This is a genomic window from Arabiibacter massiliensis (genome assembly GCF_902386925.1).
GTDB lineage: Bacteria > Actinomycetota > Coriobacteriia > Coriobacteriales > Eggerthellaceae > Arabiibacter > Arabiibacter massiliensis.
In genome coordinates, this window is record NZ_LR698996.1 from 598,910 (window position 1) to 624,392 (window position 25,483).

The window sequence follows — 25,483 nt, forward strand, 5'->3', positions numbered from 1 at the left end:
GGGCTACTCGCCTTCCGTGTAGCCGATGGCGTCGAGCGCGTCGCCGCAGCGCTCGCACACATCCGGGTGGTTCGCGTTGCCGCCGAGCTCCCGGTAGTTCCAGCAGCGCGGGCACTTCTCGGCAGACGTGCGCGCCACCGTGGCCGTGATGTCGTCCTCCGAGCCGTTGCTCTCGAAGCGCACGTTCGCCACGATGAAGAGCTCCTCCAGCACGGCGGCGTCGAAGCGCTCGGCGAAGCCCACGAGGGCGTCCGGCCCCTGCACGGTCACCTCAGCCTCCTGGCTCTTGTTCACCGTGCCGGCACCGCGCGCGTCCTCCAGCGCCTTGGTCACCGCGTCGCGGGCCGAAAGCAGCATGGCGAACACCGTGGTCTCCCCCGCCGCGCTCGCCGGGATGGCAGGCACGAAGTCGCTCGCGGCAGGCCAGCCGGCCAGCTGCACGTTTTCGGGCCGTCCCTCACGCTCGCGCAGGGCCAGCGGGTAGTGCTCCCACACCTCGTCGCAGGTGAACGACAACACGGGCGAAAGCACCCGCACGAGCACCTCCAGTATGTTCATGAGCACCGTCTGCACGGCGCGGCGGCGCGGCGAGTCGGGCGCCTCGGAGTACAGGCGATCCTTCGTCACGTCCATGTACACGGCCGACAGGTCGTCCACGAAATCGTAGGTCATGCGGTACACCGCGTTGAAGCGGTACGTGTCGTAAGCCTCTTCCACGTCGGACAAATACGACGCCGTCTTCACCATCATGTAGCGGTCGAGCGGCTCCAGAGCGTCCCACGTCACCATGTCGCGCGCGTCGTCGAAGTCGTCCAGGTTGCCCAGCAGGAAACGGAACGTGTTGCGGAAGCGGCGGTAGGCGTCCGACACCTGCTTCAGGATATTCTCGGAGATGCTCACGTCCTGCGAGTAGTCCACACTGGCCACCCACAGGCGCAGCACGTCGGCGCCGTACTTTCCCATGACCTCGGCCGGGTCCACGCCGTTGCCGAGCGACTTGGACATCTTGCGCCCCTGCTCGTCCACCGTGAAGCCGCAGTGCATCACGCTCTTGTACGGCGGCACGCCGTAGGCGCCCATGCTGGTGAGCAGCGCCGACTGGAACCAGCCGCGGTGCTGGTCGGAGCCCTCCAGGTACATGTCGGCCGGGAAGCGCAGGCCCTCGGAGGCGCGGTGCTTCAACACGCTGGTGTGCGACACGCCGCTCTCCCACCACACATCCAGGATGTCGCGCTCGGGCACGAGCTCCGTGCAGCCGCACGTCTCGCACTTGATGCCGCGCGGCAGGTACTCGGACGGCTCGCGCGTGAACCACGCGTCGGCGCCCTCCTTGTAGAACAGGTCGATCACCGCGCCGAACGTGGCCTCGTTCGCCACCGTGCTGCCGCACTTCGCGCACTTGAACACGGGGATGGGCACGCCCCAGCTGCGCTGGCGCGAGATGCACCAGTCGGGGCGGTCGGCCACCATGGAGCCGATGCGGTTCGACGCCCACGCGGGTATCCACTCCACGTCGTTCTCGATGGCCTTGCACGCGTTCTCGCGCAGGCTGTTCTTGTCCATCGACACGAACCACTGGTCGGTGGCGCGGAAGATGACGGGCTCGTGGCAGCGCCAGCAGTGCGGGTAGCTGTGCAGGATCTTCTTCTCGGCCACCAGCGCGCCACGCTCGCGCAGCCACTCGATGATGACCGGGTTCGCCTCGTCCACGTCGAGGCCCGCGAAGGGGCCCGCCTCGTCGGTGAGCACGCCGTTGTCGTCCACCGGCATGAGCAGCGGCACGTCGAACTCGAGCGCCACCAGGTAGTCGTCCTGGCCGTGGCCGGGCGCGGTGTGCACGCAGCCGGTGCCGGAGTCGAGCGTGACGTGGTCGCCGTAGATGATGGCGCCCTTGAGGTCCTGGCGGATGGGGCACGTGTAGGTGAGGCCCGTGAGCTCGCGGCCCTTGAGCGCGACCGGCTCGCCGTCGGCGCCGCGCACGAGGCCGTAGGACTCCCAGCCCGCGATCTCGGCAACCTGCTCCACCAGCTCGCGCGCCATGATCATGTTCGCGCCGTCCACCCGCACCATCACGTAGTCGGCGTCGGGCGCGAGCGACACGGCGGTGTTGGCCGGCAGCGTCCAGGGCGTCGTGGTCCAGATGAGGATGTGGGCGTCGCCGGTGGCGCCGGCCGCTTCGAAGATGCCGGGCATGACGTCCATCTTGAAGCGCACGAAGATGGACGGCGACTCCTCGTCAGAGTATTCGATCTCGGCCTCGGCGAGCGCGGTGTGGCAGCGCTTGCACCAGTGGATGGGCTTGCGGCCGCGGTACACCGAGCCGTCCAGGTACATCTGCTTGAACACCTCCACGTTGCCGGCCTCGTAGTTCGGCAGAAACGTGAGGTAGGGGTGCTCCCAGTCGGCGTTCACGCCCAGGCGCTTGAAGCCGTCGCGCTGCACGTCCACGTACTTCTCGGCCCACTCGCGGCACAGGCGCCGCAGCGTGGGCTGGTCGATCTCGGCCATCTTCTCGGGGCCGAGGGTCTTCTCCACCATGTGCTCGATGGGCTGGCCGTGGCAGTCCCAGCCGGGCACGTACGGCGTGAAGAAGCCGCGCTGCGCATGGGACTTGTTCACGAAGTCCTTGAGGATCTTGTTGAAGGCGTGGCCGATGTGGATGGGGCCGTTGGCGTAGGGCGGGCCGTCGTGCAGGATGAATGGCTTGCCGTCCCTGTTCTTCTCGAGCACCTGCTCGTAGATATGCTCGCGCTCCCATTTCTCAAGGCGCTTCGGCTCGTTCTCGGGCAGGTTCGCCCGCATCGCGAAGTCGGTCTTAGGCAGGTTCATCGTCTCTTTATAGCTGTTCGCCACGGCTGTGAGTACCTTTCATCCTGTGCATGCGTTTCAGGCGGTTCAGATTCAAACCTGTATAGTATAGGCGAAACCGCGTGCTTTCCCCAGGGCCGGCCCGACTTTCCAAAATTGCGACATAGGAGGAGCGCGCGCCGTCATCCTGAACGGAGCGAGTGCCCCCTTGTCATCCTGAGCGGAGCGCGCCAGCGCGTAGTCGAAGGATCCCGCGCGGCGCCAGCCATGACGCTTGCAGCTGGCGTCAGCGCGGGATCCTTCGACTCGCTTCGCTCGCCCAGGATGACAAGGCGGCGCCCGCCTACCGCCTGCGCGCGCGGCGCAGGGCCGCGCCGGCGGCCGCGGCCGAGGCGAGGGCCGCGAGGGCCGCGGGCCCGAGCGGGTCGCCGGTCCCGGGAAGGGGCTTCGGCGCGGACGCTCCCCCGGCCGGCCGCGCGACGAGGGTGAAAGTCGTCTGGCCGGAGACGGGCTCGGGGGCGTAGTTGACCTCGGAGGCGTCGGGGGCGAAGCGCCAGTAGAGCGTGGCCGCGGCTCCCGCCTCGCCCGAGAACTCCCAGTCGCCGAGAAGGGGCGCCGAGCGGGCGGCGTCGGCGTACCAGGTGAGCGAGCCCTCCACCGCCTCGCCGTTCACGCCCGCGGCAGCAGCCGGGACCGCGACGTCCGAGAGGCGCGAGCCGACAATAACCTCCCGGTCGTCGACGCGATACGAGAAGGCCGCGGGGGCGATGACGAGGCCGCCCTCGGCCGTGGCGGCGGCGTAGAGGGCGCCGCCCACCTCCTTCTCGGGGAGCGCCGCGCGCACGCGGTAGGTCCCGGCGGCAGAGGGCAGGCCGGGCTCCCAGGAGGTGCCGCCGGCCGCCCGGTGCTCGAACGCCACCGAGCCGAGGGCGTCGGTTTCGCCGTAGCGGGCGGCCTCCACGACCTCGGAGGCGGCGGGTGCCGCGCCGTCGTAGGAGAGCCGGGCGTCGGCGGCCAGCTCGAGGGCGGCCATGGGAAGCACGCGCACCGGGTAGGCGGCCGACGTGGCCGCGTCCCGGTTCTCCGCCGCGGCGAAGCCCCGCGCGGGCGCCACGCCGTAGACCCTGTTGCCCGCCCAGTCGCGCGCCGCATCCGCGAAGAACCCGCCGGTGAGGGAGGGGTCCTCGCGCTCCGCCGCCCCGGAGCCGCCGCCGATGGCCTGCGCGTTCTCCCCCGGCACCGCCGAGACGAACCCGCCCTCGATCGCGATGCCGGAGCCGATGCCGCCGATGCCCGGGTCAAGATTGGCATCGAGGCCGGAGCCGCCGCCGATTCCGGCGGCGTATATGCCGCCCGTGGCCGCGACCGTGCCGCCCGAGACGGTTATGCCCAGGCCGTTTCCATCGGCGGCACCGCCGATACCGGAGCCTTCGTCGCCGCCCGTAGCTGCAACATCACCGCCCGTGATGGCGATATGAAAGCCGTCGCTATCGCAGCCTCCGCCGATGCCGGCGCCATACGGACCGCCTACAGCTGTGACCTTTCCGTCTGAAATAGCGATACCCGATCCGACGCCTCCAGAGCCGTGGCCGCTCCAGCTATAGCCCCCGCCGATGCCGGCGGCACACTCCCCGCCTGTGGCTATGACCGTGCCGCCCGTGATGGCGATGTTCGTGCCGTTGGCACAGTTGGCTTCGCCGTTGCAATCGCCACCGCCGATACCAGCGCCACCGAAACCTCCCGTGGCCGTGACCATGCCCCCCGATATGGTGATGTCCGAGCCGTTGCCGAGACCGCGGCCGCTGCCGATTCCGGCGGCGAACTCGCCACCCGTAGCTGTGACGGTTCCACCCGTGATAGCGATATACGAACCGTTGCCGTTGAAGCTGCCGCCGATGCCAGCGGCGTACATGCTACCCGTAGCAACGACCACGCCGCCAGAGATGGTGATGTTCGCGCCGTCGCCGTCGTAGCCGCCGCCAATGCCGGCACAGCCGCCGTTAGCTACGATCGTGCCGCCTTCGATAGTTATGTATGTGCCGCTTCCGTCGTAGCCGCCGCCAATGCCGGCGCAGCCGCCATTGGCTACAACTTCGCCGCTTTTTATGGTGATGTTCGATCCGTCGCCGTCTCCGCCGCCGATGCCGGCGCCAGGGCCCTGCGCGAAAAGCCTGCCGTCGCCCGAGATGCAAAGCGGCCTCACCCCGTTCTCCAGGCCGGCATGCCCTCCTCCCGACTTCAGGGAGCTGTCGCCGGCAAGGACGAGGTCGAGGCCTCCGGACTCGACGAGGAAGGCGGCCTCTCCGAGGGAGATGACGTCGATGCGCACGCCATCGAGCGTGAGGCGCGCGGTCCTGCCCTCGCCGGGGTCGACCACGATGCGGTCGGCGGTTGCGTCCCCGGCCAGGGACACGGCGAGCGGTGCCTCGCCTACCACGGTGAGGACGCCGGCATCGTAGGTGTAGTCGACGCCCGCGCTGCCGCCCGACACGTTGAAGCCGAGGTCGGCCGCGTGGGCCGTCTGCGCGAGAGGCAACCCCAGAAACGCGGCGAGGAGCGCCGCGAGCGCGCCGGCCCGCAGAAGGCCGGACCCCCTCGTTCTCAAAGCCTCCATGGCGAGCCCCCGTCCCTGTTCGCGCGCATACCGTATGCGCCCCATTCTAGCACGGGAGGCGGCCGCGTAACCGCCAGGATCCATGCGCGCCGCGGGAGCGGCCTCGGGACGAAGCGGCAGGAATGTGCGGCTGTGGCACGCGCGGCGCGTCCGCGATTTCCGCGACCTGGGGAAACGCTCGCCCATGAGCGCCCGAGACCTCGAAAACCCGCCCGATCTGCGCCACAGCCGAAAAATCCTGCCAGTTCGCCTCGGACCGCCGCCCTGCGCGAGAAAAATCGCGTCGCCGAGCGGGCAGCGAACCGCTATACTTTTATCTGTTGTGCGCAATGGCCGCCGGCCGCTTCACGCCGGCGCGCTCGAACATAGAGGAAGGACCGCGCCATGCCCATGAGCTTCGAGATCGTCACCGATTCCAGCAGCAACCTCGTCGAGGAGATGATCGACGACTTCGGGCTGCATATCCTGCCCCTCACCTTCATGGTGGATGGCGAGCAGTACCAGAGCTATCTCAAAGGCGAGCACACCGACCTGGCGCAGTTCTACACCATGATGCGCGAGGGCAAGGTGATCACCACGTCGCTGCCGAACCTGGCCGACTCCGAGGCGCTCATGCGCGGCCTTCTGGAGCAGGGGCGCGACATCCTGTACCTGGGCTTCTCGAGCGGCCTTTCCGGCACGTTCGAGGCCACCGAGCTGCTCATCCGCGACCTGGCCGCCGAGTTCCCCGAGCGCACGTTGCTCGCCGTGGACACGCTGGCGGCCTCCGGCGGCGAGGGTCTGCTGGTGTGGCACGCCGTGCAGCGCGCCCGCGCCGGCGCCACCATCGAGGAGGTGCGCGACTGGGTGGAGCAGAACAAGCTGCACCTGGCCCACTGGTTCACGGTGGACGACCTCATGTTCCTGTTCCGCGGCGGGCGCGTGTCGAAGACGGCGGCCTGGGCGGGCACGATGCTCAACATCAAGCCGGTCATGCACGTGGACGACGAAGGGCATCTCATCCCGCTCGAGAAGGTGCGCGGGCGCAAGAAGTCGCTCAACGCGCTCGTGGACCACATGGTGAAGAGCGCCGTCCAGCCCATCGACGAGCAGATGGTGTTCATCACGCACGGCGACTGCCTGGAGGAGGCTGAGTACGTGGCCGAGCAGGTGCGCGAGCGCTTCGGCGTGAAGGAGGTCGTCATCAACTACGTCGACCCCGTCATCGGCGCCCACTCCGGCCCCGGCACGATGGCCCTGTTCTTCCTGGCCGACCAGCGCTAAGGAGCTCGCAAACCCCTATTCCACAACGCATTGTCGCCCGAAAAACACGCTTTTCAACGCTGAGGCGTGTTTTTCGGGCGACAATGCCCTCATTTGTAGTCGGCGGGGTTCTTGGAGGAGGAGCCGGTGGTGTTCTCCTCGTTGCGCAGCTCGTGGCCGAAGCGGACGGCGGCCTCGCCGAAGCGGTCCTTCACGAGGTCGGTGGCCTCGATGAGGCCGCGGCGCTTGCGCTCGTCGCGCACGACGGGCTCGACGTCGGCGTCGCACGGCGCGGCCTCGGACAGGTCGAAGAGGCTCTCCTGCACGGCGCCCTCCTCCGCGAAGCCGCTCATGCCCACGCCGACGAGGCGCAGCGGCGTGCCGGGTCGCCACATCTCGTCCACCATGGCGTAGAGCAGCGGCGTGTAGGCCAGCTCGTCGTCGCTCGGACGCGGCAGCTGGCGCTGCACCGAGCGCACGCTCAGGTCGTCGAACTTCACGCGCAGCGCGAGCGTGCGCCCGCGCAGGCCCTTGCGGCGCAGGCGGCGGCCCACCTTCGCGGCCATCGTGGCGATGGCGGCCTCCACGTCCTCGCGGCGCGTGAGGTCGTGCGCGAACGTCATCTCGTTCGACACCGACTTCACCGCGTCGTCCTGCTCCACGGGCGCGTCGTCGCCGCCGTTCGCCCGCACGTGCATTACGCGCCCCAGCTTGCCGAACACGCGCTCGAGCATGCGCAGGTCTGCGTCGGCTAGCTGCCCCAACGTGCGGATGCCGCGCGACGCAAGCTTCTCCTCGGCCGCCGCGCCGATGCCGCTCATCGTCCGCACGGGCAGCGGGGCCAGGAAGTCGCGCTCGCCGCCGGGGTAGACCACGGTGAGGCCTCGCGGCTTGTCCATGTCGGAAGCGATCTTCGCGATGGTCTTCGACGTGCCCACGCCCACCGAGCACGTCACGCCCAGCTCCTCCACGCGCCGCTGGATGCGCTGGGCCACGCGCGCGGGGTGCTCGCGGTTCACGGACGTGGGGGTGACGTCGAGGAACGCCTCGTCGATGCTCACCTGCTGCACGTGGGGCGTCTCGGCGCGCAGGATGTCCATGATGGCATCGGACATCTCGCGGTAGCGGTCGAAGTGCCCGTGCGTCCAGATGGCGTCCGGGCACAGGCGCTTGGCGGTGGACGAGGGCATGGCGCTTCTCACGCCGAAAGGCCGCGCCTCGTAGGAGGCGGTGGACACCACGCCGTGCTTGTCGGGGTCGCCGCCCACGATGACGGGCTTGCCGCGCCAGGCGGGATGGTCGAGCTGCTCCACCGAGGCGAAGAACGCGTCCAGGTCGACGAGCAGGATGGCCGGCCCTTCCCAGGGCTCGAGGGGCAGCCCGCCGTCCGCCGAGGCATCGGCGCCGTGCAGATCGGTATGTGGGAATTCGCGTGCCATGGCGCGAATAAGTCTACCACGCCGTCCACGCCCGCCGCGGACATGTGCTAGGATATTCATTCCTTGCCTCGAATCGCGAGGCGGAAACCCAGGGAGGGAGAGACATGACGATGACGCAGCGAGACACCGGCGCGCGATCCGGCGTGCGCGCGTGCGTGACCGCCCTGCCCGAGCAGCTGCTCTCGCCGCCCTACGAGCTGCGCACCGAGATGAACTGGATCGACTTCTCGGGCACGGCCAACCCGCTGGGCACTCCCCCCTCGTTCATCCGCGCCATGGAATCCGCGCTGGCCGCCGGCGAGCTCAACTACCCGCCCGACCGCGAGGCCCACGCGCTGCGCAGCGTGCTGGCCCGCAAGTACGGCCTGCCCGTGGACTCGTTTCTGGTGGGCTCCACCGTGGGCGACATGGTGCGCGCCATCGCGCAGACCTACCAGCCGTGCACCGTGGGCGTGGCCGTGCCGGGCCCGGTGGAGTACGCGCTGGCCGCCGGCAACGCCGGGCACCGCGTGGTGGAGATAGCGAGCCCCGGCGGGTTCGTCATCCCCGACCCTGCCGCCGCCGAGCGCCACGGCATCCGCTTCGACGCCGCCGTGCTGGCGAACCCCGGCTACCCCACGAGCCGCCTGCTGCCGCAGCCGACGCTGCGCTCGTATCTGGAGGCGTGCGGCTGGGTGGTGGTGGACGAGCGCTCCATCGAGCTCACGCTGGGCGGCGAGAGCATGGTGCCGCTCGTGTCCGAGCACCGCAACCTCGTGGTGGTGCGCTCGTTCTGCGAGCCGTTCGCCATGCCGGGCATCCCCATCAGCTACTGCATCGCGCATCCCGACACCATCGCGCAGATCGCGCGCTTCTACGACTCATCGGCCGTGCCGATGTTCGCCGAGGTCATCGGCGACTTGGCGCTCTCCGAGACGGCGCATCTGGAACGCACGCGCGAGTTTCTGGACTCGGAGATACCGTGGTTGCAGTGCATGCTCAACCTCATCCCGGGCATCGACATCTATCCCGCCGAGGCGAACTACGTCATGTGCTCGTTCGACAACGGCCCTGACCTGGCCCTCGGCGTGCAGAGCGCCGACGAGCTGGCGAGCCGCCTGCAGCTGGCCGGGTTCCTCATCCGCAAGCTGGAGGGCACGCCGGGCCTCGACGACGGCCGCTACTTCTGCGTGGCCGTGCGCACGCGCGAGGACAACGAGAAGCTCATCGCCGCCCTGCGCGAGATCATCATCGGCTGCTAGAAGGCAGTTTGTCATCCTGAGCGAGCGAAGCGCGCCAGCGCGGAGTCGAAGGATCTTCGGCAGCGCACGGGGCGCTCGGTTGAAGATCCTTCGACTCCGCGCTGGCGCGCTCAGGATGACAAGGGGGGCTACTTCACCTCGTAGCCGGCGTCTGCGATGGCGGCGGCCAGGGCCTCCTCCGGAACGTCGCGGGCCATCTTCGCCACGGCGGTCTTGGCGTCGAGGTCCACGACGGCCTCCTCCACGCCGTCAACGGCCTCGAGGGCCTTCTTCACATGCGCGACGCAATGCTGGCACATCATGCCCTCCACGTGCAGGGTCTTCTCCATGGTCTTCTCCTTCTCTTCGGGTTTGCTTTCCACGACGGGCGCATCCGGCGCGGCCGTCGGCACCTCCGGCAGGCTCGGCTTCCATCCGCGCAGGCGCAGCGCATTCGTGACCACGCACACCGAGCTCAGGGACATGGCGGCGGCCGCGATCATGGGGTTGAGGTTCACGCCCCACGCCGAGAGCGCGCCGGCGGCCACGGGGATGCACACGGCGTTGTACGCGAGGGCCCAGAACAGGTTCTGCTTGATGTTGCGCATGGTGGCGCGCGAGAGCTGGATGGCGGCGGGCACGTCCAGTAGGTCGCTTCGCATGAGCACGACGTCGGCGCTCTCGATGGCCACGTCGGTGCCGGCACCGATGGCTATCCCGACGTCGGCGCGCGCGAGGGCGGGCGCGTCGTTGATGCCGTCGCCCACCATGGCCACGCGACCCTGCTCGGCGAGGCGGCGGATCTCGCGCTCCTTGCCTTGCGGAAGCACGCCCGCCACCACCTCGTCGGCGCCCACCTCGCGCTGGATGGCGGCGGCCGTGCGCTCGTTGTCGCCGGTGAGCATGACGGTGCGCACACCCATGGCGCGAAGCTCGCGGATGGCCGCGGCGCTCGTGGGCTTCACCGTGTCGGCCACGGCGACGACGCCCAGAAGCTTGCCGTCCTGCGCGAAGAACAGCGGCGTCTTGCCCTCGTCGGCCAGCCGCGCGGCCTCGTCGGCCAGCGCGCCCGCGGCGACGCCGCGCGCCTCCATCATGCGCAGGTTGCCGGCGAGCGACGGGCGGTCGTCCACGAGCGCGGACACCCCCTCGCCGGGCGCCTGCTCGAACGCCTCGACGATGAGCGGGTAGGCCCCCTGGGCGCGGGCATGCTCCACCACGGCGCGCGCGAGCGGGTGCTCGGAGCGGCCCTCGATGGACACGGCCAGCTCGAGCAGGCGCTCCTTCGCGACGCCCGGCGCGCTCAGCACGTCGGTCACGCTCGGCGCGCCCTCGGTGACCGTGCCGGTCTTGTCGAGCACGGCGGTGCGCACGGCGTGGGCCGTCTCGAGCGCCTTGGCCGACTTGACGAGGATGCCGCTTTGCGCGCCGCGGCCCGTCCCCACCATGATGGCCGTGGGCGTGGCCAGCCCCAGCGCGCACGGGCACGAGATGACGAGCACGCTGACGGCGTGGGTGAGCGCCGTCTCGAACGTCGAGCCGCCGAGCATCCACGCGGCGAAGGCGACGAGCGCGATGACGATGACCGCCGGCACGAACACGCCCGAGATCCTGTCGGCCGCCTTCTCGATGGGGGCCTTCGTGGAGGTGGCCTCGTCGACGAGCCTGATGATGCCCGCGAGCGTGGTGTCGTCGCCCACGCGGTCGGCGCGCATGCTGAACCAGCCCGTGCGGTTCATCGTGGCACCGGTCACCTGGTCGCCGGGGCGCTTATCCACCGGCACGCTCTCGCCGGTGATCACCGACTCGTCGAGCGTGCCCGCGCCCTCGAGCACGGTGCCGTCGACCGGCACGGCCTCGCCGGCGCGCACCACCAGCACGTCGCCTTGGCGCACGTCGTCGGCCGGCACGCGCTCCTCGCGGCCGTCGACGAGGCGCACGGCCTCCTTCGGCGCGAGGTCCATGAGCTTGGCGATGGCGTCGGTGGTCTTGCCCTTCGCGCGCGCCTCGAACCACTTGCCCAGCGTGATGAGCGTGAGGATCATCGCCGCCGACTCGAAGTAGAGGTCCATGGCGGCCATATGCGAGGCGTGCAGGTCGCCCGCGCCCAGCGCGGCGCCTATCTTGTAGATGGCGTAGACGCCGTAGGCCGTGGAGGCCGTGGAGCCGAGCGCGATGAGCGAGTCCATGTTGGGCGCGCCGCGGAAGAGCGTCTTGAAGCCCACGCGAAAGAACTTGAAGTTGACGAAGATGACGGGCAGGAGCAGCAGGAACTGCGTGAACGCGAACGTCATCACGTTCTGGTCGCCGAGGAAGAACCCGGGCAGCGGCCAGCCGAACATGTGGCCCATCGACAGGTAGAACAGCGGCACGGTGAACACGGCGGACACGATGAGCCGCGTGCGCACGCGGCGGGCCTCGGCGGCGGCGTCGGCCACGGGGCGCGCCTGGGCCGCGCGGGCTGCGGGCGCGGCGCCGCGAGCCGCGCGCGGGAAGGCGCCGTAGCCCGCCTTCTCCACGGCGGCCGTGACGGCCTCGATGGCGCCGGGCGCGCCGTCGAGCTCCACCTCCATGCTGTTCTTCAGCAGGTTCACGGCCACGTCGGCCACGCCGTCCACGGCGCGCGTCGCCTTCTCCACGCGCGCCGAGCACGCCGCGCAGGTCATGCCGGTCACGTCGAACGTCTGCTTCACGAGCGTTCCTTTCGTAATACGTACGGATGTTTCACGTGAAACATTCCCGTGCTATGGTTGACTTGTAGGGCAAGGGCTCTGCCCTTGCCCTACGGCGGGATGCGAGCGCGCCATCAATCGGCGCTTCGCTAGCGGGAGAACTTCTGGAGGAGCTGCATGACCTCGTCGACCACTTCCACGTTGCCGCGCTGGATCTGCTCCACCACGCATGTCTCCAGATGGTCCTGCAGCAGAAGGGCCGACACGCGGTGCACGGCGCTCTCCGCCGCTGCGAGCTGCGTGAGCACATCTCCGCAGTAGCGGTTGTCGTCGATCATGGCCTTCACGCCGTTGAGCTGGCCTATCGCGCGGTTGAGCCGCCGGTGCAGATCGCCCTGCAGCTCTTCGGAGCGCGGCGTCTCCTTGCGGTGGCAGCAGCACGCCTCCTCGCCCATCCCGGGCCTCCCTTCGCCTCGCATACCCCCTGGGGGCATCTTGTCTCGTCGGTCAGTATATACCCTACAGGGGTATCGTCAAGGGTTTTCCGCGAAGAAATCCGCCGGCGTGGTACAATGCTCGACCCGCTGAAAGGAACCCCATGACCACCGTCCATTCCGTGAAAGACGTCAAGGAGATCAAGCTCAGCCAGAAGGTGGCCATCGCGGCTATCCTGCTACTGCCGTTCGTCGGGCTGTTCTGCCTGCTCCTGCCCGCCTATGCCGAAGAGGCGCTTCCGTGGCTGCTCGGCGTTCCCATGGTGCTCTCCGGCGCGGGCAGCATCGTGGCCGTGGCGCGCGAGCGGAACCTGGAGGCCGGCGAGACCAGCGTGGGCGCGGCCATCGTGCTGGTGGTGCTGGGCCTGGTCACCGTCGTGCACGGCGCGAACTCCACCACGTTCATCGGCATCATCTGGGGGCTGCTGGGCCTGGAGAAGGGCGCCGGCGAGTTCGACGACATCATCGGCAGCATCAAGGCGAAGGAGCCCTTCCTGCTCTCGCTCGCCATCTGCGTGTTCGAGCTGGTGCTGGCGGTGCTGCTCATCCTGAACCCGTTCGCCAACATCGAGCACCACCTGCTCCTGCTGGGCGTGGAGCTTATCATCTACCCCTTCAAGCTGCACCGCGAGCAGGGCAGGCTCCGGCTGGAAGCGGAAGCGTAGCGCGAGGGGGCTTTTCGCATGTGCCGGCGCTTCATCATGATCGACCGCGACGAGGTGATGGCCATCGCCCGCGAGATCGCGCGCGACCTGCAGGGACGCGAAGGCGAGCTGGCGTCGCTCGACCCGCTGGAGGCGTACCGGCCCTTCCTGTCGCAGCCTGCCGACCCGGCCGGCGGGGCCGCGCGCGAGGCCTTCCCCTCCTCCACTGTGGCGCTCATCGCGCCCACGGGCTGCGGGGCGCAGTTGGCCGTGGCCGACATGACCTGGGGATTCGAGGTGCCGTGGAAGCGCGGTCCCGTGTTCAACACGCGCATCGAGACGGCGCTCGACGATCCGTCGTGCATGTGGGCCGAGTCGCTCGCGCGCAGGCGCTGCATCGTGCCGGCGCGCGCGTTCTTCGAGTCGCACGGGAGCGAGACGGTCCCCAGCCCGCGCACCGGCAAGCCCGTGAAGCGCCAGTACGCCTTCGAGCGGCCCGACGGCGCGCCGCTTCTGCTGGCCGGCATCCACGACCAGGGGCGCTTCTCGCTGGTCACCACGGAGCCGAATGCCGCCGTAGCGCCCGTGCACGACCGCATGCCGCTCGCGCTCGACGCCGCCGAGTCGGCCGACTGGCTGGCCGGCGACCTCGCAGGGCTCGTCGACCGCAGCGCGCTCGCGCTCGCCCGCTCAAAATGACAAGAGGGGCTGAATGTTTCACGTGAAACATTCGTACGCGCGAACCGATGTTTCACGTGAAACATCGGGAGGGCGCGCGGCTACTTCCCGCGCTCGGAGAGGAGCAGGCCGCCGATGGTAAGGACCACGCCCAGGATGACGGGCGGCGTGAGCGGGTCGCCCAGGACGGCGGCCGAGGCCAGCACGGTGAGCGCCGGCACGAGGTAGATGTAGAGGCTCGTGCGCACCGGCCCGAGCGCGCGCACCGCCAGGTTCCACGTGACGAAGCAGAGCGCGCTCGCCCCCAGGCCTAGAAACACCAGGTTGCCCCACATCTCGAGCGCGCCGAGCGAGGCCCAGTCCGGCGAGAAACCCAAGAAAGGCAGCGTGGGCACCATGAACAGCAGGCCCCAGGCGAACGTGCGGCGCGTCACCAGGATGCTGTCGAAGCCGAACGCCGCCACCTTCTTCGTCACCACGGAGTAGACGGCCCACGTGGCGGCTGCGGCCAGCGCGAGGGCCATGCCGACGAGCCCCGTCCCGCCCATGCCCTCCGCGCCCACGCCCGACCCAGCGAAGCTCACCAGGCACACGCCCGCCATGGCCAGCACGAACCCGAGGAAGAACGGCGCGTGCAGGCGCTCCTTCAGCACGACGGCCGACAGGATGCCCGTGAACAGGGGCGCGGCGGCCACCACCACGCCCACGATGGAGGCGGTGGTGAACGTGAGCGCGATGTTCTCCAGCAGATAGTACAGGGTCACGCCCGTGGCGCCGGCCAGCATGAACCACTTCTCCTGCGCGAGGCCCTCCACGCGCAGGCGGCGCGGACGCAGCGCGGCGAGCGCCGCAAAGCCGATGACGAAGCGGAAGAAGAGGATCTCGATGGGCGCGAGATGGACGAGCAGCACCTTCGTGGACACGAAGGTGACGGCCCACACGAGCACCGTGACCAGCGCGTAGACGTGCCCGCGCGCCTGGGTCGGGGCGCCCATGCTAGCGGCCCCTCCCGGCCGCGCGGTCCGCGGCGGCCCGGTAGCGCGCCGGCGTGAGGCCGAAGAGCGCCTTGAACACGCGCGTCATGTGCGCCTGGTCGGAGAACCCGGCGCCGGCCGCCGCCTCGGCAGGCGTCGCGCCCGCGGCCAGCAGCGAGCGTGCGCGGTTCGCGCGGGCGGCCTGCAGGTAGCGGTGCGGCGTGAGGCCGGCCCGGGCCGAGAATACGCGCAGGAAGTGGTAGCGCGACAGGCCCGCGGCCTGTGCGAGTTCGTCGAGCGAGACGCCGGTGACCAGGCTCTCATCGAGGAGGGCGCGGGCGCGCTCGACCGCCTCGCCGAGGGGCGCGTCGTCCTCCCCTGCGGGCGCGTCGCAATGCGCGGCCGCCCGGCCGACGAGAGCGGCGAGGGCCTCCTGCCGCTCGAGCGCCTCGGCGGACTCGTCCGAGGCCAGGGCATAGACGCGCGCGACGGCTTCGGCCAGTTCAGGGTCGCGGACGAACGCGCGCGAGAAGCGGGCCCCGCGCGGGACCTCGAACAGCTCGTCGGGCACCACCACGCTGCGGTAGAAGAGCGGCTCCTCCCCCACCGGCTGGCAGCCGTGCACCTCGCCGGGTCCGAAGAGGACCAGGTCGCCGGGGCCGAGCACCCGCTCCTCGCCGCGGCAGACGGTGCGCCGCCGCCCGCGCACGATCTGCCCGACGGTCCAGAACCCGTGGAAATGCAGGGGGAACGGCTGCACGATGCCCTCGAGCGTCACGAGCTCGACGCCCGGGCACGCGGGATACGGCGCGATGCGGCGATGCTCCGCCCCCATGTCGGGGTCGGCCAGGCGCGCACCCGCCACGTCCGCGCGCGCGTTCCATTCCTCAAGCGTCTCCATGCACCCTGCCTCTCGTCCAAGATGAGAACGATACCACGTCCTGATGGAGCGCGCTTGAACGAAATTGCGGACGAGCCCGCGAGGCCGGTCGGATGTTTCATGTGAAACATCCGTACGATTCGCCGGATCAGCGGCGCTCGAGCAGCTCGCCTTGCGTGGAGATGACAGCCACGTCGACGGGAACGTCCTTGCCGCTGCGCGCGACGGCGGCGCGGACGGCGTGCTCCAGGCCGCCGCAGCAAGGCACCTGCATGCGCGCCACCGTGACCGAAGCCACATCATTGCCGGCGAGGATGGCGGAGAGCTTCTCCGCGTAGTCCACCCCGTCGAGCTTCGGGCAGCCGACGAGCGTGACGCACCCGCGCATGAAGTCGCGGTGGAACCCGGCGTAGGCGAAGGCGGTGCAGTCGGCCGCCACGAGCAGGCGCGCCCCGGCGAAGTACGGAGCCTGCACGGGCGCGAGCTTGATCTGGACGGGCCACGTCGTCAGCTCGGACGATCCCGCGCGCAGGGCCTGCTTCGCCGCCTGCACGGCGGCCTCGTCGTAGGCCGCGGCCTCGCGCTCCACGAAGGTGATGGCGCCGGTCGGGCACGCGGGAAGGCAGTCGCCCAACCCGTCGCAGTAGTCGTCGCGCAGAAGGCGCGCCTTGCCGCCCACCAGGCCTATCGCGCCCTCGTGGCACGCGCTCGCGCACAGTCCGCAGCCGTTGCAGGCCGCCTCGTCTATCTCGATGATCTTCCGCTTCATGGGTTTCCTTCCCGCTCGCCGTTGTCTGCCGCGAGCATAGCACAGGGCCGCTCGGGCGCTCTGTTGGAAATCCAACGCCACGGGGAAAATACCCGCCGAGACCCCTTGACAGCGGCGTTCTCGTGCCTATACTTATGAACAGTTGATCATATGTTAGGATGTGACCATGAAGAGAGATGAAGCGAACGAGGCGGCCGGAGCCGCGAGCGCGCACGACAACGGCTGCGCCTGCGGCAGCGCGGAGCATCCGACGCCCGACCATCCGCCGGAGGGCCTGCCCGACGAGGAGCTGCTCTACGATCTGGCCGACCTGTTCAAGACGTTCGGCGACACCACGCGCATCAAGATCCTCTACGCGCTCATGGCGCGCGAGCTGTGCGTGGCCGACCTGGCCGACCTCATCGGCGCCACGCAAAGCGCCGTGTCGCACCAGCTGCGAACCCTCAAGCAGGCGCGCCTCGTCAAGTTCCAGCGCGACGGCAAGAACGTGATCTACTCGCTCTCGGACGACCACGTGTACACGATGCTCGCCCAAGGCATGACCCACATCTGCGAATAGCCCATCCGGCTGGCGCCGCGCGGGATCCTTCGACTCCGCGCTTCGCGCTCCGCTCAGGATGACAATCAACGAAAGGAACCACCATGCGCAAGGCATTCAAGCTCCAGGACCTCGACTGCGCGAACTGCGCCGCCAAGATGGAGAACGCCATCAAGGACATCGACGGCGTGAACAGCGCCACGATCAGCTTCATGACGCAGAAGCTCGTGCTGGACGCCGACGACGAGCGCTTCGACGCCATCCTCGACGAGGCGCAGCGCGTCTGCGCCAAGATCGAGCCCGACTGCGTCATCCTGCACTAAAACCTTCCCGCACATACCGGGGGCGACCCTTGCCGTACAAATGTTTCACGTGAAACATCGCGGCCTCGTGCGTCCTCGACCGAACGAAACGAAAGTTGAAACCGATGAACAAGAAGCAGAAACGAACGAGGAACCGCATACTCCTTGCCATCGCGCTGTTCGCCGTCGCCTACGCAGTGGCGGAGCTCATGCCGCTGGCCACGTGGCTCGGCGGCGAGACGAACGCGCTCTGGGCGGAGTTCGCGCTGTTCCTCATCCCCTACCTCATCGCCGGCTACGACGTGCTTGTGCGCGCGGCGAAGAACATCGGCCACGGCCAGGTGTTCGACGAGAACTTCCTCATGAGCGTGGCCACCATCGGCGCGTTCGCGCTGGTGCTGTTCCCCGACAGCGACCCGCACATGGCCGAGGGCGCGGCCGTCATGCTGTTCTACCAGGTGGGCGAGCTGTTCCAGAGCTACGCCGTGGGCAAATCGCGCAAGTCGATCGCCGACATGATGGACATCGCGCCCGACTTCGCCAACGTGGAGCGCGACGGGCAGCTTATGCAGGTGGACCCCTACGAGGTGGCCGTGGGCGACGAGATAATCGTGAAGGCCGGCGAGCGCGTGCCGCTCGACGGCGTGGTGGTGCGCGGCTCCTCGCAGCTGGACACGGCGGCCCTCACCGGCGAATCGGTGCCGCGCGAGGTGCGCGAAGGCGACGAGATCATCTCCGGCTGCGTGAACATGACCGGCCTCATCACGGTGCGCGTGACCAAGCCCTTCGGCGAGTCCACCGTGAGCCGCATCCTCGAGCTCGTGGAGAACGCGGCCGAGAAGAAGGCCAAGACCGAGAACTTCATCACCCGCTTCGCGCGCTACTACACCCCCATCGTCGTGGGCGTGGCCGTGCTGCTGGCGGTGCTGCCGCCGCTCGTGCTGGGCCAGAGCTGGTCGGAATGGGTGCAGCGCGGGCTCATCTTCCTCGTGGTGTCGTGCCCGTGCGCGCTGGTCATCTCCGTGCCGCTGTCGTTCTTCGGCGGCATCGGCGGGGCGTCGCGCCTGGGCATCCTGGTGAAGGGCAGCAACTACCTGGAGACGCTCGCCGGCACGGAGACCGTCGTGTTCGACAAGACCGGCACGCTCACCGACGGCTCGTTCAACGTGGTGGCCGTGCACCCCGAGGCCGACGTCGACCCCGACCGACTGCTCTCGGTAGCGGCGCACGCCGAGGCGTTCTCGAACCACCCCATCGCGCTCTCGGTGCGCGCGGCGTACTCCGGCCCCATCGACCAGCAGCGCATCGCCGACGTGGAGGAGCAGTGCGGCCACGGCGTGCGCGCAAAGGTGGACGAGCGCGTGGTGTACGTGGGCAACGACAAGCTCATGCGCGAGTGCGGCGTGGGCTTCCACGACTGCGAGCTCACGGGCACCATCCTGCACGTGTCGCTCGACGGCGCCTACATCGGCCACATCGTGATCGCCGACGTAGTGAAGCCCGACGCCGCCGAGGCCGTGGCCGCGCTGCGGGCGGCCGGGGTGCGCAAGACCGTCATGCTCACGGGCGACCGCGCCGACGTGGCCGCCGCCGTGGCCGCGGAGCTGGGCCTGGACGAGTACCGCGCGCAGCTTCTGCCCCAGGACAAGGTGGCCGAGGTGGAGAAGCTGCTGGCTGCCACGCACGAGCACGGGGCCGGCAAGGGCAAGCTCGCCTTCGTGGGCGACGGCATCAACGACGCTCCCGTGCTCACGCGCGCCGACATCGGCATCGCCATGGGAGCGATGGGCTCCGACGCGGCCATCGAGGCCGCCGACGTGGTGCTCATGGACGACAAGCCGTCCAACATCGCGCGGGCTATCAGCATCGCGCGCAAGACCATGGGCATCGTGTGGCAGAACATCGTGTTCGCGCTCGGCGTGAAGTTCCTCGTGCTGGTGCTGGCGGCCGTGGGCATCGCCAACATGTGGCTCGCCGTGTTCGCCGACGTGGGCGTGGCCGTGATAGCCATCCTGAACGCCATGCGCGCCATGAACGTGGGCAAGCTGAAGTAGCCCCCCCTTCCCGCGGCGCCGTCCAAGAGGGCGGCGCCGCGTCGTTCATGGACGGACGCGATGTTTCACGTGAAACATGCGTTTGCACATACGGATGTTTCACGTGAAACATCCGGGCTTAGGGGATTTCACGCAGATGATGCCGACCGAGCGGAAACGGGCGGTGCATCGGTCATCATGGAGGCTCGGCAAGAAGATGGAGGACGCATGCCCGACGACCCGAGACAGCGCGAGCATCCCAACGACCCTTTGCATGGCGTCACGTTGGAGCAGATGCTCAAGCAGCTGGTGAACAAGTACGGCTGGGACGGCCTGGCCAAGCGCATCAGAATCAACTGCTTCAAGAAGGATCCTAACTTCAAGAGCTCGCTCAGCTTCCTGCGCAAGACGCCGTGGGCGCGGGCGAAGGTGGAGGAGCTGTACAAGAACTCGCGCTTCTGGGTAAAGCTGTGAGCGCAATTTGACGTAAAACGTCAAATTCTTGTCGCTTTTCATCATCAAAGCGCGTATGATGGAGTCGTTCCCAAGAAGAGGAGGATCCATGGACGAGGTGCGCGGGAAGATCAGGTCGAGCTGCTTGGTCGCAGGCGTCGCGCTGCTCGCAATCGCGCTCTTGCTTGGCATCGGGACGGCGTCGCGCATAGCGGGATGGTGGACGGACGGCAGCACGCTCGCGGACGCCGATTTCGTCCGCAGGGGCGTGGGGCTTCTCTCCGAGGCCCTGCTCATCGCGCTGGCAGTGTATATCGCGTTCGTCTTCGAGCGCATCGCCCGCGAGGAGACGCCGTTCTTCCCGGAGCTGCCCCGCATGATCAAGGCGGCCGCCGCGTTTCTGTTCCTCGCGCTCGCGGCGCCGAAATGGCTCGGCAATGCGATCCTGAGCTTCCAAGAAGGCACGCTCGTCGGGGCGCTCATCGACGAAGGGGTCATCTTCGCCTTCGTGCTGGCGGCGGTGGTGTTCTGCCTGGGGCGCATCTTCGAGTACGGCTGCCTCGTGCAGGACGAGAACTTCGAGATCATCTAGGGAGGCGCCATGGCTATCGTGCTACGGCTCGACCGGATGATGGCCGACCGGAAGATGCCCCTCGGCGAGCTGGCCGAACGCGTGGGCATCGCGGACGGCAACCTATCGAAGCTGAAGAACGGCAAGGTGAGCGGCCTGCGGTTCAAAACGCTCAACGCCGTCTGCAAAGAGCTGGACTGCCAGCCGGGCGACCTTTTGGAGTACGTCCCCGACGACGCAGAGGCGTGAACAGGTAACGGCGCGACGAGCGGAGGGCAACGGATCCACGGGCGCGCGGCGTGCGAGGCCTCCCGTGGAGTACCCTGCTCGGCATGGATACGAGAAGAACATCCGAAAACCGCTCCTCCGTCGCTCGCTCGAAGCTGCGGCCGGCGCTCGTGGCCGTGCGCTGGGGCCTCGCGATCGCCTGGGCTGCAGCGGTTGTCGTGCTGTGGCCGTCCATCCCGCGCATGTTCGCCGCTTTCCTGCTAACGTTTCTGCTGGCCAACGCCCTTTGGCAGCACGTTCCGCTCAAGCGCGCGTGCGTCATGGCATTCGCGCTCACGGGGCTCGCCGCCGTCGTCGGCGAGCTGGCGCTCGGCACCGCCGACTTCGCCGCAGTGCCGGTGCTCTGGCTGGTGGACGCGCTCGGTGCGCTCATCGGAGCGCTCGTCGCCTACCTGGCGATGCCGCTCGTCGACCGGACCCTCAACCCGCTGCGATGATCGGTGCCGTCGTCGCTCTTGCCTGGGCGCTCGCCATCGCCCTCGCACTGCCCGCAGGAGAAGGGACGGTCGGACTGGCCGTGCAGTTCGCCGCTTACCTCGTCCTCTCCTTCCTGCTGGTCAACGCCTTGCGCCGCCGCATGTCGCTGCGCTCGGCCTGCGCGATGGCGGTGATCGCGGCCTGTCTGCTCATAGCCTGGTCCGAGGCGGTTGGGGCCATCGTGCTCGACCGGTCGACGCCCGACACGATGGTGCCGGGCCTTGTGGGAGCCATCGTCGGATCCGCGCTCTCCTTCCCCGTTTTCAAGCGCGTTCATCGCGCCGAGCTCGCCCGCACGGCGGCGCACGAAGCCGAGGACGAGCGCTAGGAAGACGATGCGGCTATCGCGGCCAGCCTCATCATCGCACTCTCAGCGTCCTTGGAACGTCTTCACTGCCTCGTTCACCGTGTCGATGGCGAGCGCGACCACGACGAGGCCGCAGAACGCCGGCTGCACGTTCGACAGCAGCTGGAGCAGGAATCCCTCCGGCACGTCGCCCGTCGAGGCGAACGCCTGCACGATCGCCTGGGAATCGACGATCTGGTAGTTCGTGAGCCAGAACACCGCGAGCGCGGCGGCGGCCACGTTGGCAACGAGCGTCACGACGAAGGCCCGCTTCGTGTAGCGCCCTTCCACCAGCTTGAAACTCTCGCCCGCCACGCTCACGAGCACCCATGCTACGAGTATCCAGGCCGACGCGCGGATGGCCTCGACGTTGAAGGGGTCGAAGGGCACGCCGTCCGCACGGTGGCTGAGCGCGTTCAGAATGTCGGGGAACAGCAGGAACACGGCCGCGAACGCGATCGAGAACACGATGCCGACCACGGCCTCGCCGCGCGTGGAGCTTTTCCCGTTCGGCACCGGCGGCAGGTCGTCGAGCGAGCCCATGACCTCCACCTGCACGCCCTTGCGGTGGAACACGGCGAACAGCACCGTCACGAACGTAAACGCGAACGCCGAGGCCATGATGATCGAGCCGAACCATCCGAGCCCTTCCTTGAGCAGGCCGTCGTCGGCGGCACCGGTGACCATCGTGAGCGCCGAGGCCAGCGTGATGCCTCCGGCGACGCATGCAAGCACGATCTTCAGCACGAGCAGGTACTGCGCGTAGTACGGCTGGCCGATGAGGCATGCGTCCTCGTCGGCGGTGTACTTGCGCACCATCTCGCCGGGCGTGCCCAGCTCGGTGAGCACGACGCGCACGTCCTTCTGCGTGGGCGGCAGGGTTCCGCAGCGCTCGTCGAGCATGTCGGAGATGAGCGTGCGCAGCTCCTCGGCCACGTCGGCGCGCTGCTTGGCGGGCAAACGCCGCATGACGGCGTAGAGGTAGCGCTCCACCAGGTCGTTATCGTAGGGCATCTTCGTCGTCCTTCCCTCGTTCGTCGGTTCGCAAAAGCCCGTCCACGCCGGTGCAGAGCACGTGCCACTGCTCCTCTACCTCGCGCAGCACGCGCAGCCCCTCCTCGGTGGTGCGGTAGTACTTGCGCGGCTTCGATCCCGTGTGATCCCACTCGCTTTCCAGCAGCCCCTGGGCCTCCAGGCGGCGCATGAGCGGGTAAAGCGTGTTCGCCTCGATGGGGATGCCGTGGTCGGCGAGCGATTTCACCAGCGCGTAGCCGTACGCGGGCTCGCGCAGCCGGCTGAGCGCCAGCATCACCAGCGTGCCGCGCCGCAGCTCGAGCACCATGCTCGACACGATGTCGTCGCGTTCCATGCGCGCCTCCCTCCTCGTCGTTGCTTACTGTGTGTCGCACACTATACCATAGATTGCACGTTAGTGTGCGGCGCACAGTAAAAGTTTTCACGCCGGCCGAGCGCGCGCCTTCCGCTATACTCGTGCCCACGGAAGACGGCGACGGCGAAGGAGGCGGCGATGGCGCGCATGACGGACGAGGAGTTCGAGGCCGCGGTCGAGGAGGCCCTGGCGAGCATCCCCGAGCGGTTCCTCGAGGCGCTCGAGAACGTGGCGGTGGTGATTGAGGACGAGCCCGACGACTACCACTTCGACATCCTGGACGAGCCCGACTGCCTGGGCGCGTCGGTGCGGGGCGACGAGCTGCTTGGCCTCTACGACGGCGTGTCCCTCCCCGACCGCGCCGACGGCTACGACGGCGACCTGCCCGACGTAATCACCGTGTTCAAGGGGCCGCACGAGCGCTGCTTCGGCTCGCGCGCGGAGCTGGTGGATGAGATCGGCAAGACGGTGGTGCACGAGATCGGCCACTACTTCGGCATCGACGACGATCGCCTCTACGAGATGGGCTACTGAGCCCGCTTCCCCTCCGGGCGCCGGCGGGGACGCACGCGCATCGTGGGCGCTTGCGCGATCACGACGCCGGCCAGGATGGCGATCACGCCGGCCGCCTGCACGGCGTCGACGCCCTCGCCCAGCACGAGCACCGACACGAGGATGCCGCACGGCAGCTCCGAGGCCGCGAGGATGGTGGACACGCCCACCGGCAGCTTCGGCGTGCCGATGCCGAACAGGAGCACGGGCACGAACAGCACCGTCACGGCCAGCAGCACGCCGTAGCCCGCGATGCCCTGGAAGAGCACGCCCGACGGGAAGTAGCCCGGGCACACGATCACGCCCACGACGAGCGTCCCCAGGCAGATGAAGAACCCGCGCTGGAAGGACGGCATGTCGTTCTCCACGTGGCCCGACAGGTACATGAACGCCGCGCACGACACCGCCGAGAGCAGCGCGCACGCGACGCCCACCGGGTCGAACGAGGCGAGATCGACGTCGGCGGACAGAAGGCCGCTCGCAAGCACCGTGCCCGCCATGATGACGGCCGCGGCCACCACCTGGGCCGCGTGGGGCAGCTTGCGCGTGGCGACCACCTGGATGACGATGCCGATCCACGTGAACTGGAACAGAAGCGTGATGGCCACCGCCACCGGCAGCTTCGAGAGCGCGATGCTGTAGAGCACGCCCGTGGTGGCCGTGACCATGCCGGTGCCCGCGAGCCTGAGCAGCTTGCGGGCGTCCATGGGCGCCGCGCCCTTGTTGCGCAGGGCCTCGACCGCGAACGCGAGGCCGAAGAGCAGCGTGCCGAACAGCGCCTGGCTCATGACCGTCTGGGGCCACGCGAAGCCGGCGGCGAACGCGCTTTTCGCCACCGTGCCCATGGCGCCGTAGCTGGCCCCGCCCAAGAAGACGGCCAGCGCGTATTTCAGGAGTGGAGAACGCATGCCGCCCATGGTAGCACACGGGCGCGTGGGACGGACGCGCGGTCGTCGAGGGACTCTATCCGTTTTGTCGCCTGGAGCTTTTACTCGGTTGACGTCGCGCCATCCGGTATAATTCCCCCAGAACATCACCGAGATCGAGGAGGACACCGCATGGATCCCAACAAGCGTCCCGAGGACATGGAGCGCATCACCACGCCCGAGCTGGCGAACGCGTTCATCAACGAGCAGGTGGAGGCCGTCCGCGCCCAGATCGGCGACCAGAAGGTGCTGCTGGCGCTCTCCGGCGGCGTGGACTCGTCGGTGGTGGCGGCGCTGTTGATCAAGGCTATCGGCAAGCAGCTCATCTGCGTGCACGTGAACCACGGCCTCATGCGCAAGGGGGAGAGCGAGCAGGTGGTGGACGTGTTCCAGAACCAGCTGGACGCGAACCTCGTGTACGTGGACGCAGCCGACCGCTTCCTCGACCTGCTGGCGGGCGTCGAGGAGCCCGAGGCCAAGCGCAAGATCATCGGCGCGGAGTTCATCCGCGTGTTCGAGGAAGAGGCCCGCAAGGTGGGCGACGAGGTGAGCTTCCTCGCGCAGGGCACCATCTACCCCGACATCCTGGAGTCCGACGGCGTGAAGGCGCACCATAACGTGGGCGGCCTGCCGGACGACTTGCAGTTCGAGCTGTGCGAGCCCGTGAAGCTACTGTTCAAGGACGAGGTGCGCGTGATCGGTCGCGAGCTCGGGCTGCCCGAGAGCATGGTCGAGCGCCAGCCCTTCCCCGGCCCGGGACTCGGCGTGCGCTGCCTCGGCGCCATCACCCGCGACCGCCTGGAGGCGCTGCGCGAGGCCGACGCCATCCTGCGCGAGGAGTTTGCCGAGGCGGGCCTCGAGGGCAAGGTGTGGCAGTACTTCGTGAGCGTCCCCGACTTCCGCGCCACCGGCGTCCGCGACGGCGTGCGAGCCTTCGAGTGGCCCGCCATCATCCGCGCGGTGAACACGGTGGACGCCATGACGGCGGAGGTGCCGGAGCTCGATTGGTCGCTGCTCAAGAAGATCACCGCCAGGATTCTGGCGGAAGTCCCCGGCATCTGCCGCGTAGTCTACGACCTGACGCCAAAGCCTATCGGCACCATCGAGTGGGAGTAGCGAGCCTAAATGCTTCACTTACGCGGCCGCAGATCTTGCTCTGCGGCCGCGTTTTAA

The 25,483-nt window shown here is 68.6% G+C and carries 25 protein-coding genes; 14 read left to right on the forward strand and 11 right to left on the reverse strand.

Annotated features, from left to right (window positions below; genetic code table 11):
- Positions 1-3: 3 nt before the first annotated feature.
- On the reverse strand, positions 4-2,853 hold the full coding sequence (gene ileS / locus FX134_RS02600) for an isoleucine--tRNA ligase (RefSeq protein ID WP_080797403.1): 2,850 nt from the start codon (positions 2,851-2,853) through the stop codon (positions 4-6).
- Positions 2,854-3,151: 298 nt separating this feature from the next.
- On the reverse strand, positions 3,152-5,422 hold the full coding sequence (locus FX134_RS02605; RefSeq protein WP_080797404.1) for a hypothetical protein: 2,271 nt from the start codon (positions 5,420-5,422) through the stop codon (positions 3,152-3,154).
- Between the two features lie 384 nt (positions 5,423-5,806).
- Between FX134_RS02605 and FX134_RS02610 the strand changes: the two genes are divergently transcribed.
- The gene (locus tag FX134_RS02610; protein ID WP_080797405.1) at positions 5,807-6,685 is read left to right on the forward strand and encodes a DegV family protein; all 879 of its coding nucleotides are present in this window, start codon (positions 5,807-5,809) and stop codon (positions 6,683-6,685) included.
- 89 nt (positions 6,686-6,774) lie between these two features.
- Here FX134_RS02610 and dinB read toward each other — a convergent pair whose 3' ends face one another.
- The gene (gene dinB / locus FX134_RS02615) at positions 6,775-8,103 is read right to left on the reverse strand and encodes a DNA polymerase IV (protein WP_080797406.1); all 1,329 of its coding nucleotides are present in this window, start codon (positions 8,101-8,103) and stop codon (positions 6,775-6,777) included.
- Between the two features lie 104 nt (positions 8,104-8,207).
- On the opposite strand from dinB, the gene FX134_RS02620 reads away from it, so the two are divergent.
- Positions 8,208-9,344, forward strand: coding sequence for a pyridoxal phosphate-dependent aminotransferase (locus tag FX134_RS02620; protein ID WP_080797407.1), 1,137 nt, complete (start codon positions 8,208-8,210; stop codon positions 9,342-9,344).
- A 128-nt stretch (positions 9,345-9,472) separates the two neighbouring features.
- On the opposite strand, the gene FX134_RS02625 is transcribed toward FX134_RS02620, so the two are convergent.
- A complete protein-coding gene (locus tag FX134_RS02625) occupies positions 9,473-12,016 on the reverse strand; it encodes a heavy metal translocating P-type ATPase (RefSeq protein ID WP_080797408.1) in 2,544 nt (847 codons plus the stop codon).
- Between the two features lie 128 nt (positions 12,017-12,144).
- Positions 12,145-12,450: a metal-sensing transcriptional repressor gene (locus FX134_RS02630; protein ID WP_325063573.1), complete on the reverse strand. Its 306-nt coding sequence runs from the start codon at positions 12,448-12,450 to the stop codon at positions 12,145-12,147.
- Positions 12,451-12,593: 143 nt separating this feature from the next.
- Here FX134_RS02630 and FX134_RS02635 point away from each other — a divergent pair, with 143 nt between their 5' ends.
- Positions 12,594-13,154 carry a DUF308 domain-containing protein gene (locus FX134_RS02635; protein WP_080797410.1) on the forward strand — a complete coding sequence of 187 codons (561 nt, stop codon included), beginning with the start codon at positions 12,594-12,596 and terminating at the stop codon, positions 13,152-13,154.
- A gap of 18 nt (positions 13,155-13,172) precedes the next feature.
- Positions 13,173-13,832, forward strand: coding sequence for an SOS response-associated peptidase (locus tag FX134_RS02640; protein ID WP_080797411.1), 660 nt, complete (start codon positions 13,173-13,175; stop codon positions 13,830-13,832).
- 80 nt (positions 13,833-13,912) lie between these two features.
- On the opposite strand, the gene FX134_RS02645 is transcribed toward FX134_RS02640, so the two are convergent.
- The 3 genes from FX134_RS02645 to FX134_RS02655 form a co-directional block, all read right to left on the reverse strand.
- A complete protein-coding gene (locus FX134_RS02645) occupies positions 13,913-14,806 on the reverse strand; it encodes a DMT family transporter (RefSeq protein ID WP_080797412.1) in 894 nt (297 codons plus the stop codon).
- 1 nt (position 14,807) lies between these two features.
- Complete coding sequence (locus FX134_RS02650) at positions 14,808-15,686, reverse strand: AraC family transcriptional regulator (RefSeq protein ID WP_080797413.1); 879 nt, start codon at positions 15,684-15,686, stop codon at positions 14,808-14,810.
- Positions 15,687-15,813: 127 nt separating this feature from the next.
- Complete coding sequence (locus FX134_RS02655) at positions 15,814-16,434, reverse strand: ATP-binding protein (RefSeq protein WP_080797414.1); 621 nt, start codon at positions 16,432-16,434, stop codon at positions 15,814-15,816.
- A gap of 166 nt (positions 16,435-16,600) precedes the next feature.
- Between FX134_RS02655 and FX134_RS02660 the strand changes: the two genes are divergently transcribed.
- From FX134_RS02660 to FX134_RS02695, 8 genes are all read left to right on the forward strand, one after another.
- Entirely contained in the window at positions 16,601-16,993 is a 393-nt protein-coding gene (locus tag FX134_RS02660; RefSeq protein WP_080797415.1) for an ArsR/SmtB family transcription factor, read from the forward strand.
- 83 nt (positions 16,994-17,076) lie between these two features.
- Positions 17,077-17,295 carry a cation transporter gene (locus FX134_RS02665; RefSeq protein WP_080797416.1) on the forward strand — a complete coding sequence of 73 codons (219 nt, stop codon included), beginning with the start codon at positions 17,077-17,079 and terminating at the stop codon, positions 17,293-17,295.
- Positions 17,296-17,399: 104 nt separating this feature from the next.
- A complete protein-coding gene (locus FX134_RS02670) occupies positions 17,400-19,328 on the forward strand; it encodes a heavy metal translocating P-type ATPase (RefSeq protein ID WP_080797417.1) in 1,929 nt (642 codons plus the stop codon).
- Between the two features lie 207 nt (positions 19,329-19,535).
- On the forward strand, positions 19,536-19,781 hold the full coding sequence (locus FX134_RS02675; protein ID WP_080797418.1) for a VF530 family protein: 246 nt from the start codon (positions 19,536-19,538) through the stop codon (positions 19,779-19,781).
- Positions 19,782-19,869: 88 nt separating this feature from the next.
- Positions 19,870-20,352, forward strand: coding sequence for a hypothetical protein (locus FX134_RS02680; protein ID WP_080797419.1), 483 nt, complete (start codon positions 19,870-19,872; stop codon positions 20,350-20,352).
- 9 nt (positions 20,353-20,361) lie between these two features.
- Positions 20,362-20,580 (forward strand): helix-turn-helix domain-containing protein, encoded by a 219-nt coding sequence (locus FX134_RS02685; RefSeq protein WP_080797420.1) that lies wholly within the window; start codon positions 20,362-20,364, stop codon positions 20,578-20,580.
- Between the two features lie 83 nt (positions 20,581-20,663).
- Positions 20,664-21,056, forward strand: coding sequence for a hypothetical protein (locus FX134_RS02690; RefSeq protein ID WP_080797421.1), 393 nt, complete (start codon positions 20,664-20,666; stop codon positions 21,054-21,056).
- Positions 21,053-21,424: a hypothetical protein gene (locus tag FX134_RS02695; RefSeq protein WP_143412114.1), complete on the forward strand. Its 372-nt coding sequence runs from the start codon at positions 21,053-21,055 to the stop codon at positions 21,422-21,424. The genes FX134_RS02690 and FX134_RS02695 overlap by 4 nt, the downstream gene beginning before the upstream one ends.
- Before the next feature lie 42 nt (positions 21,425-21,466).
- On the opposite strand, the gene FX134_RS02700 is transcribed toward FX134_RS02695, so the two are convergent.
- Both FX134_RS02700 and FX134_RS02705 read right to left on the reverse strand, forming a co-directional pair.
- Complete coding sequence (locus FX134_RS02700) at positions 21,467-22,456, reverse strand: hypothetical protein (RefSeq protein WP_080797423.1); 990 nt, start codon at positions 22,454-22,456, stop codon at positions 21,467-21,469.
- On the reverse strand, positions 22,443-22,811 hold the full coding sequence (locus FX134_RS02705) for a PadR family transcriptional regulator (RefSeq protein WP_080797424.1): 369 nt from the start codon (positions 22,809-22,811) through the stop codon (positions 22,443-22,445). The genes FX134_RS02700 and FX134_RS02705 overlap by 14 nt, the downstream gene beginning before the upstream one ends.
- A 159-nt stretch (positions 22,812-22,970) precedes the next feature.
- On the opposite strand from FX134_RS02705, the gene FX134_RS02710 reads away from it, so the two are divergent.
- The gene (locus FX134_RS02710) at positions 22,971-23,366 is read left to right on the forward strand and encodes a metallopeptidase family protein (protein WP_080797425.1); all 396 of its coding nucleotides are present in this window, start codon (positions 22,971-22,973) and stop codon (positions 23,364-23,366) included.
- Here the strand turns inward: FX134_RS02710 and FX134_RS02715 are convergent.
- Positions 23,360-24,292: a DMT family transporter gene (locus tag FX134_RS02715; RefSeq protein WP_232050820.1), complete on the reverse strand. Its 933-nt coding sequence runs from the start codon at positions 24,290-24,292 to the stop codon at positions 23,360-23,362. The two genes, FX134_RS02710 and FX134_RS02715, sit on opposite strands and share 7 nt — an antisense overlap.
- 150 nt (positions 24,293-24,442) lie before the next feature.
- On the opposite strand from FX134_RS02715, the gene guaA reads away from it, so the two are divergent.
- Complete coding sequence (guaA, locus tag FX134_RS02720) at positions 24,443-25,426, forward strand: glutamine-hydrolyzing GMP synthase (RefSeq protein ID WP_080797427.1); 984 nt, start codon at positions 24,443-24,445, stop codon at positions 25,424-25,426.
- Positions 25,427-25,483 lie beyond the last annotated feature (57 nt).

Excerpts from the sequence above, each read along its gene's own strand:
- FX134_RS02605 (WP_080797404.1), bottom strand. The coding sequence starts at position 5,422 with ATGGAGGCTTTGAGAACGAGGGGGTCCGGCCTTCTGCGGGCCGGCGCG.
- FX134_RS02610 (WP_080797405.1), top strand. The coding sequence starts at position 5,807 with ATGCCCATGAGCTTCGAGATCGTCACCGATTCCAGCAGCAACCTCGTC.
- dinB (WP_080797406.1), bottom strand. The coding sequence starts at position 8,103 with ATGGCACGCGAATTCCCACATACCGATCTGCACGGCGCCGATGCCTCG.
- FX134_RS02620 (WP_080797407.1), top strand. The coding sequence starts at position 8,208 with ATGACGATGACGCAGCGAGACACCGGCGCGCGATCCGGCGTGCGCGCG.
- FX134_RS02630 (WP_325063573.1), bottom strand. The coding sequence starts at position 12,450 with ATGGGCGAGGAGGCGTGCTGCTGCCACCGCAAGGAGACGCCGCGCTCC.
- FX134_RS02635 (WP_080797410.1), top strand. The coding sequence starts at position 12,594 with ATGACCACCGTCCATTCCGTGAAAGACGTCAAGGAGATCAAGCTCAGC.
- FX134_RS02640 (WP_080797411.1), top strand. The coding sequence starts at position 13,173 with ATGTGCCGGCGCTTCATCATGATCGACCGCGACGAGGTGATGGCCATC.
- FX134_RS02645 (WP_080797412.1), bottom strand. The coding sequence starts at position 14,806 with ATGGGCGCCCCGACCCAGGCGCGCGGGCACGTCTACGCGCTGGTCACG.
- FX134_RS02650 (WP_080797413.1), bottom strand. The coding sequence starts at position 15,686 with ATGGAGACGCTTGAGGAATGGAACGCGCGCGCGGACGTGGCGGGTGCG.
- FX134_RS02655 (WP_080797414.1), bottom strand. The coding sequence starts at position 16,434 with ATGAAGCGGAAGATCATCGAGATAGACGAGGCGGCCTGCAACGGCTGC.
- FX134_RS02660 (WP_080797415.1), top strand. The coding sequence starts at position 16,601 with ATGAAGAGAGATGAAGCGAACGAGGCGGCCGGAGCCGCGAGCGCGCAC.
- FX134_RS02665 (WP_080797416.1), top strand. The coding sequence starts at position 17,077 with ATGCGCAAGGCATTCAAGCTCCAGGACCTCGACTGCGCGAACTGCGCC.
- FX134_RS02670 (WP_080797417.1), top strand. The coding sequence starts at position 17,400 with ATGAACAAGAAGCAGAAACGAACGAGGAACCGCATACTCCTTGCCATC.
- FX134_RS02675 (WP_080797418.1), top strand. The coding sequence starts at position 19,536 with ATGCCCGACGACCCGAGACAGCGCGAGCATCCCAACGACCCTTTGCAT.
- FX134_RS02680 (WP_080797419.1), top strand. The coding sequence starts at position 19,870 with ATGGACGAGGTGCGCGGGAAGATCAGGTCGAGCTGCTTGGTCGCAGGC.
- FX134_RS02685 (WP_080797420.1), top strand. The coding sequence starts at position 20,362 with ATGGCTATCGTGCTACGGCTCGACCGGATGATGGCCGACCGGAAGATG.
- FX134_RS02690 (WP_080797421.1), top strand. The coding sequence starts at position 20,664 with ATGGATACGAGAAGAACATCCGAAAACCGCTCCTCCGTCGCTCGCTCG.
- FX134_RS02695 (WP_143412114.1), top strand. The coding sequence starts at position 21,053 with ATGATCGGTGCCGTCGTCGCTCTTGCCTGGGCGCTCGCCATCGCCCTC.
- FX134_RS02700 (WP_080797423.1), bottom strand. The coding sequence starts at position 22,456 with ATGCCCTACGATAACGACCTGGTGGAGCGCTACCTCTACGCCGTCATG.
- FX134_RS02705 (WP_080797424.1), bottom strand. The coding sequence starts at position 22,811 with ATGGAACGCGACGACATCGTGTCGAGCATGGTGCTCGAGCTGCGGCGC.
- FX134_RS02710 (WP_080797425.1), top strand. The coding sequence starts at position 22,971 with ATGGCGCGCATGACGGACGAGGAGTTCGAGGCCGCGGTCGAGGAGGCC.
- FX134_RS02715 (WP_232050820.1), bottom strand. The coding sequence starts at position 24,292 with ATGCGTTCTCCACTCCTGAAATACGCGCTGGCCGTCTTCTTGGGCGGG.
- guaA (WP_080797427.1), top strand. The coding sequence starts at position 24,443 with ATGGATCCCAACAAGCGTCCCGAGGACATGGAGCGCATCACCACGCCC.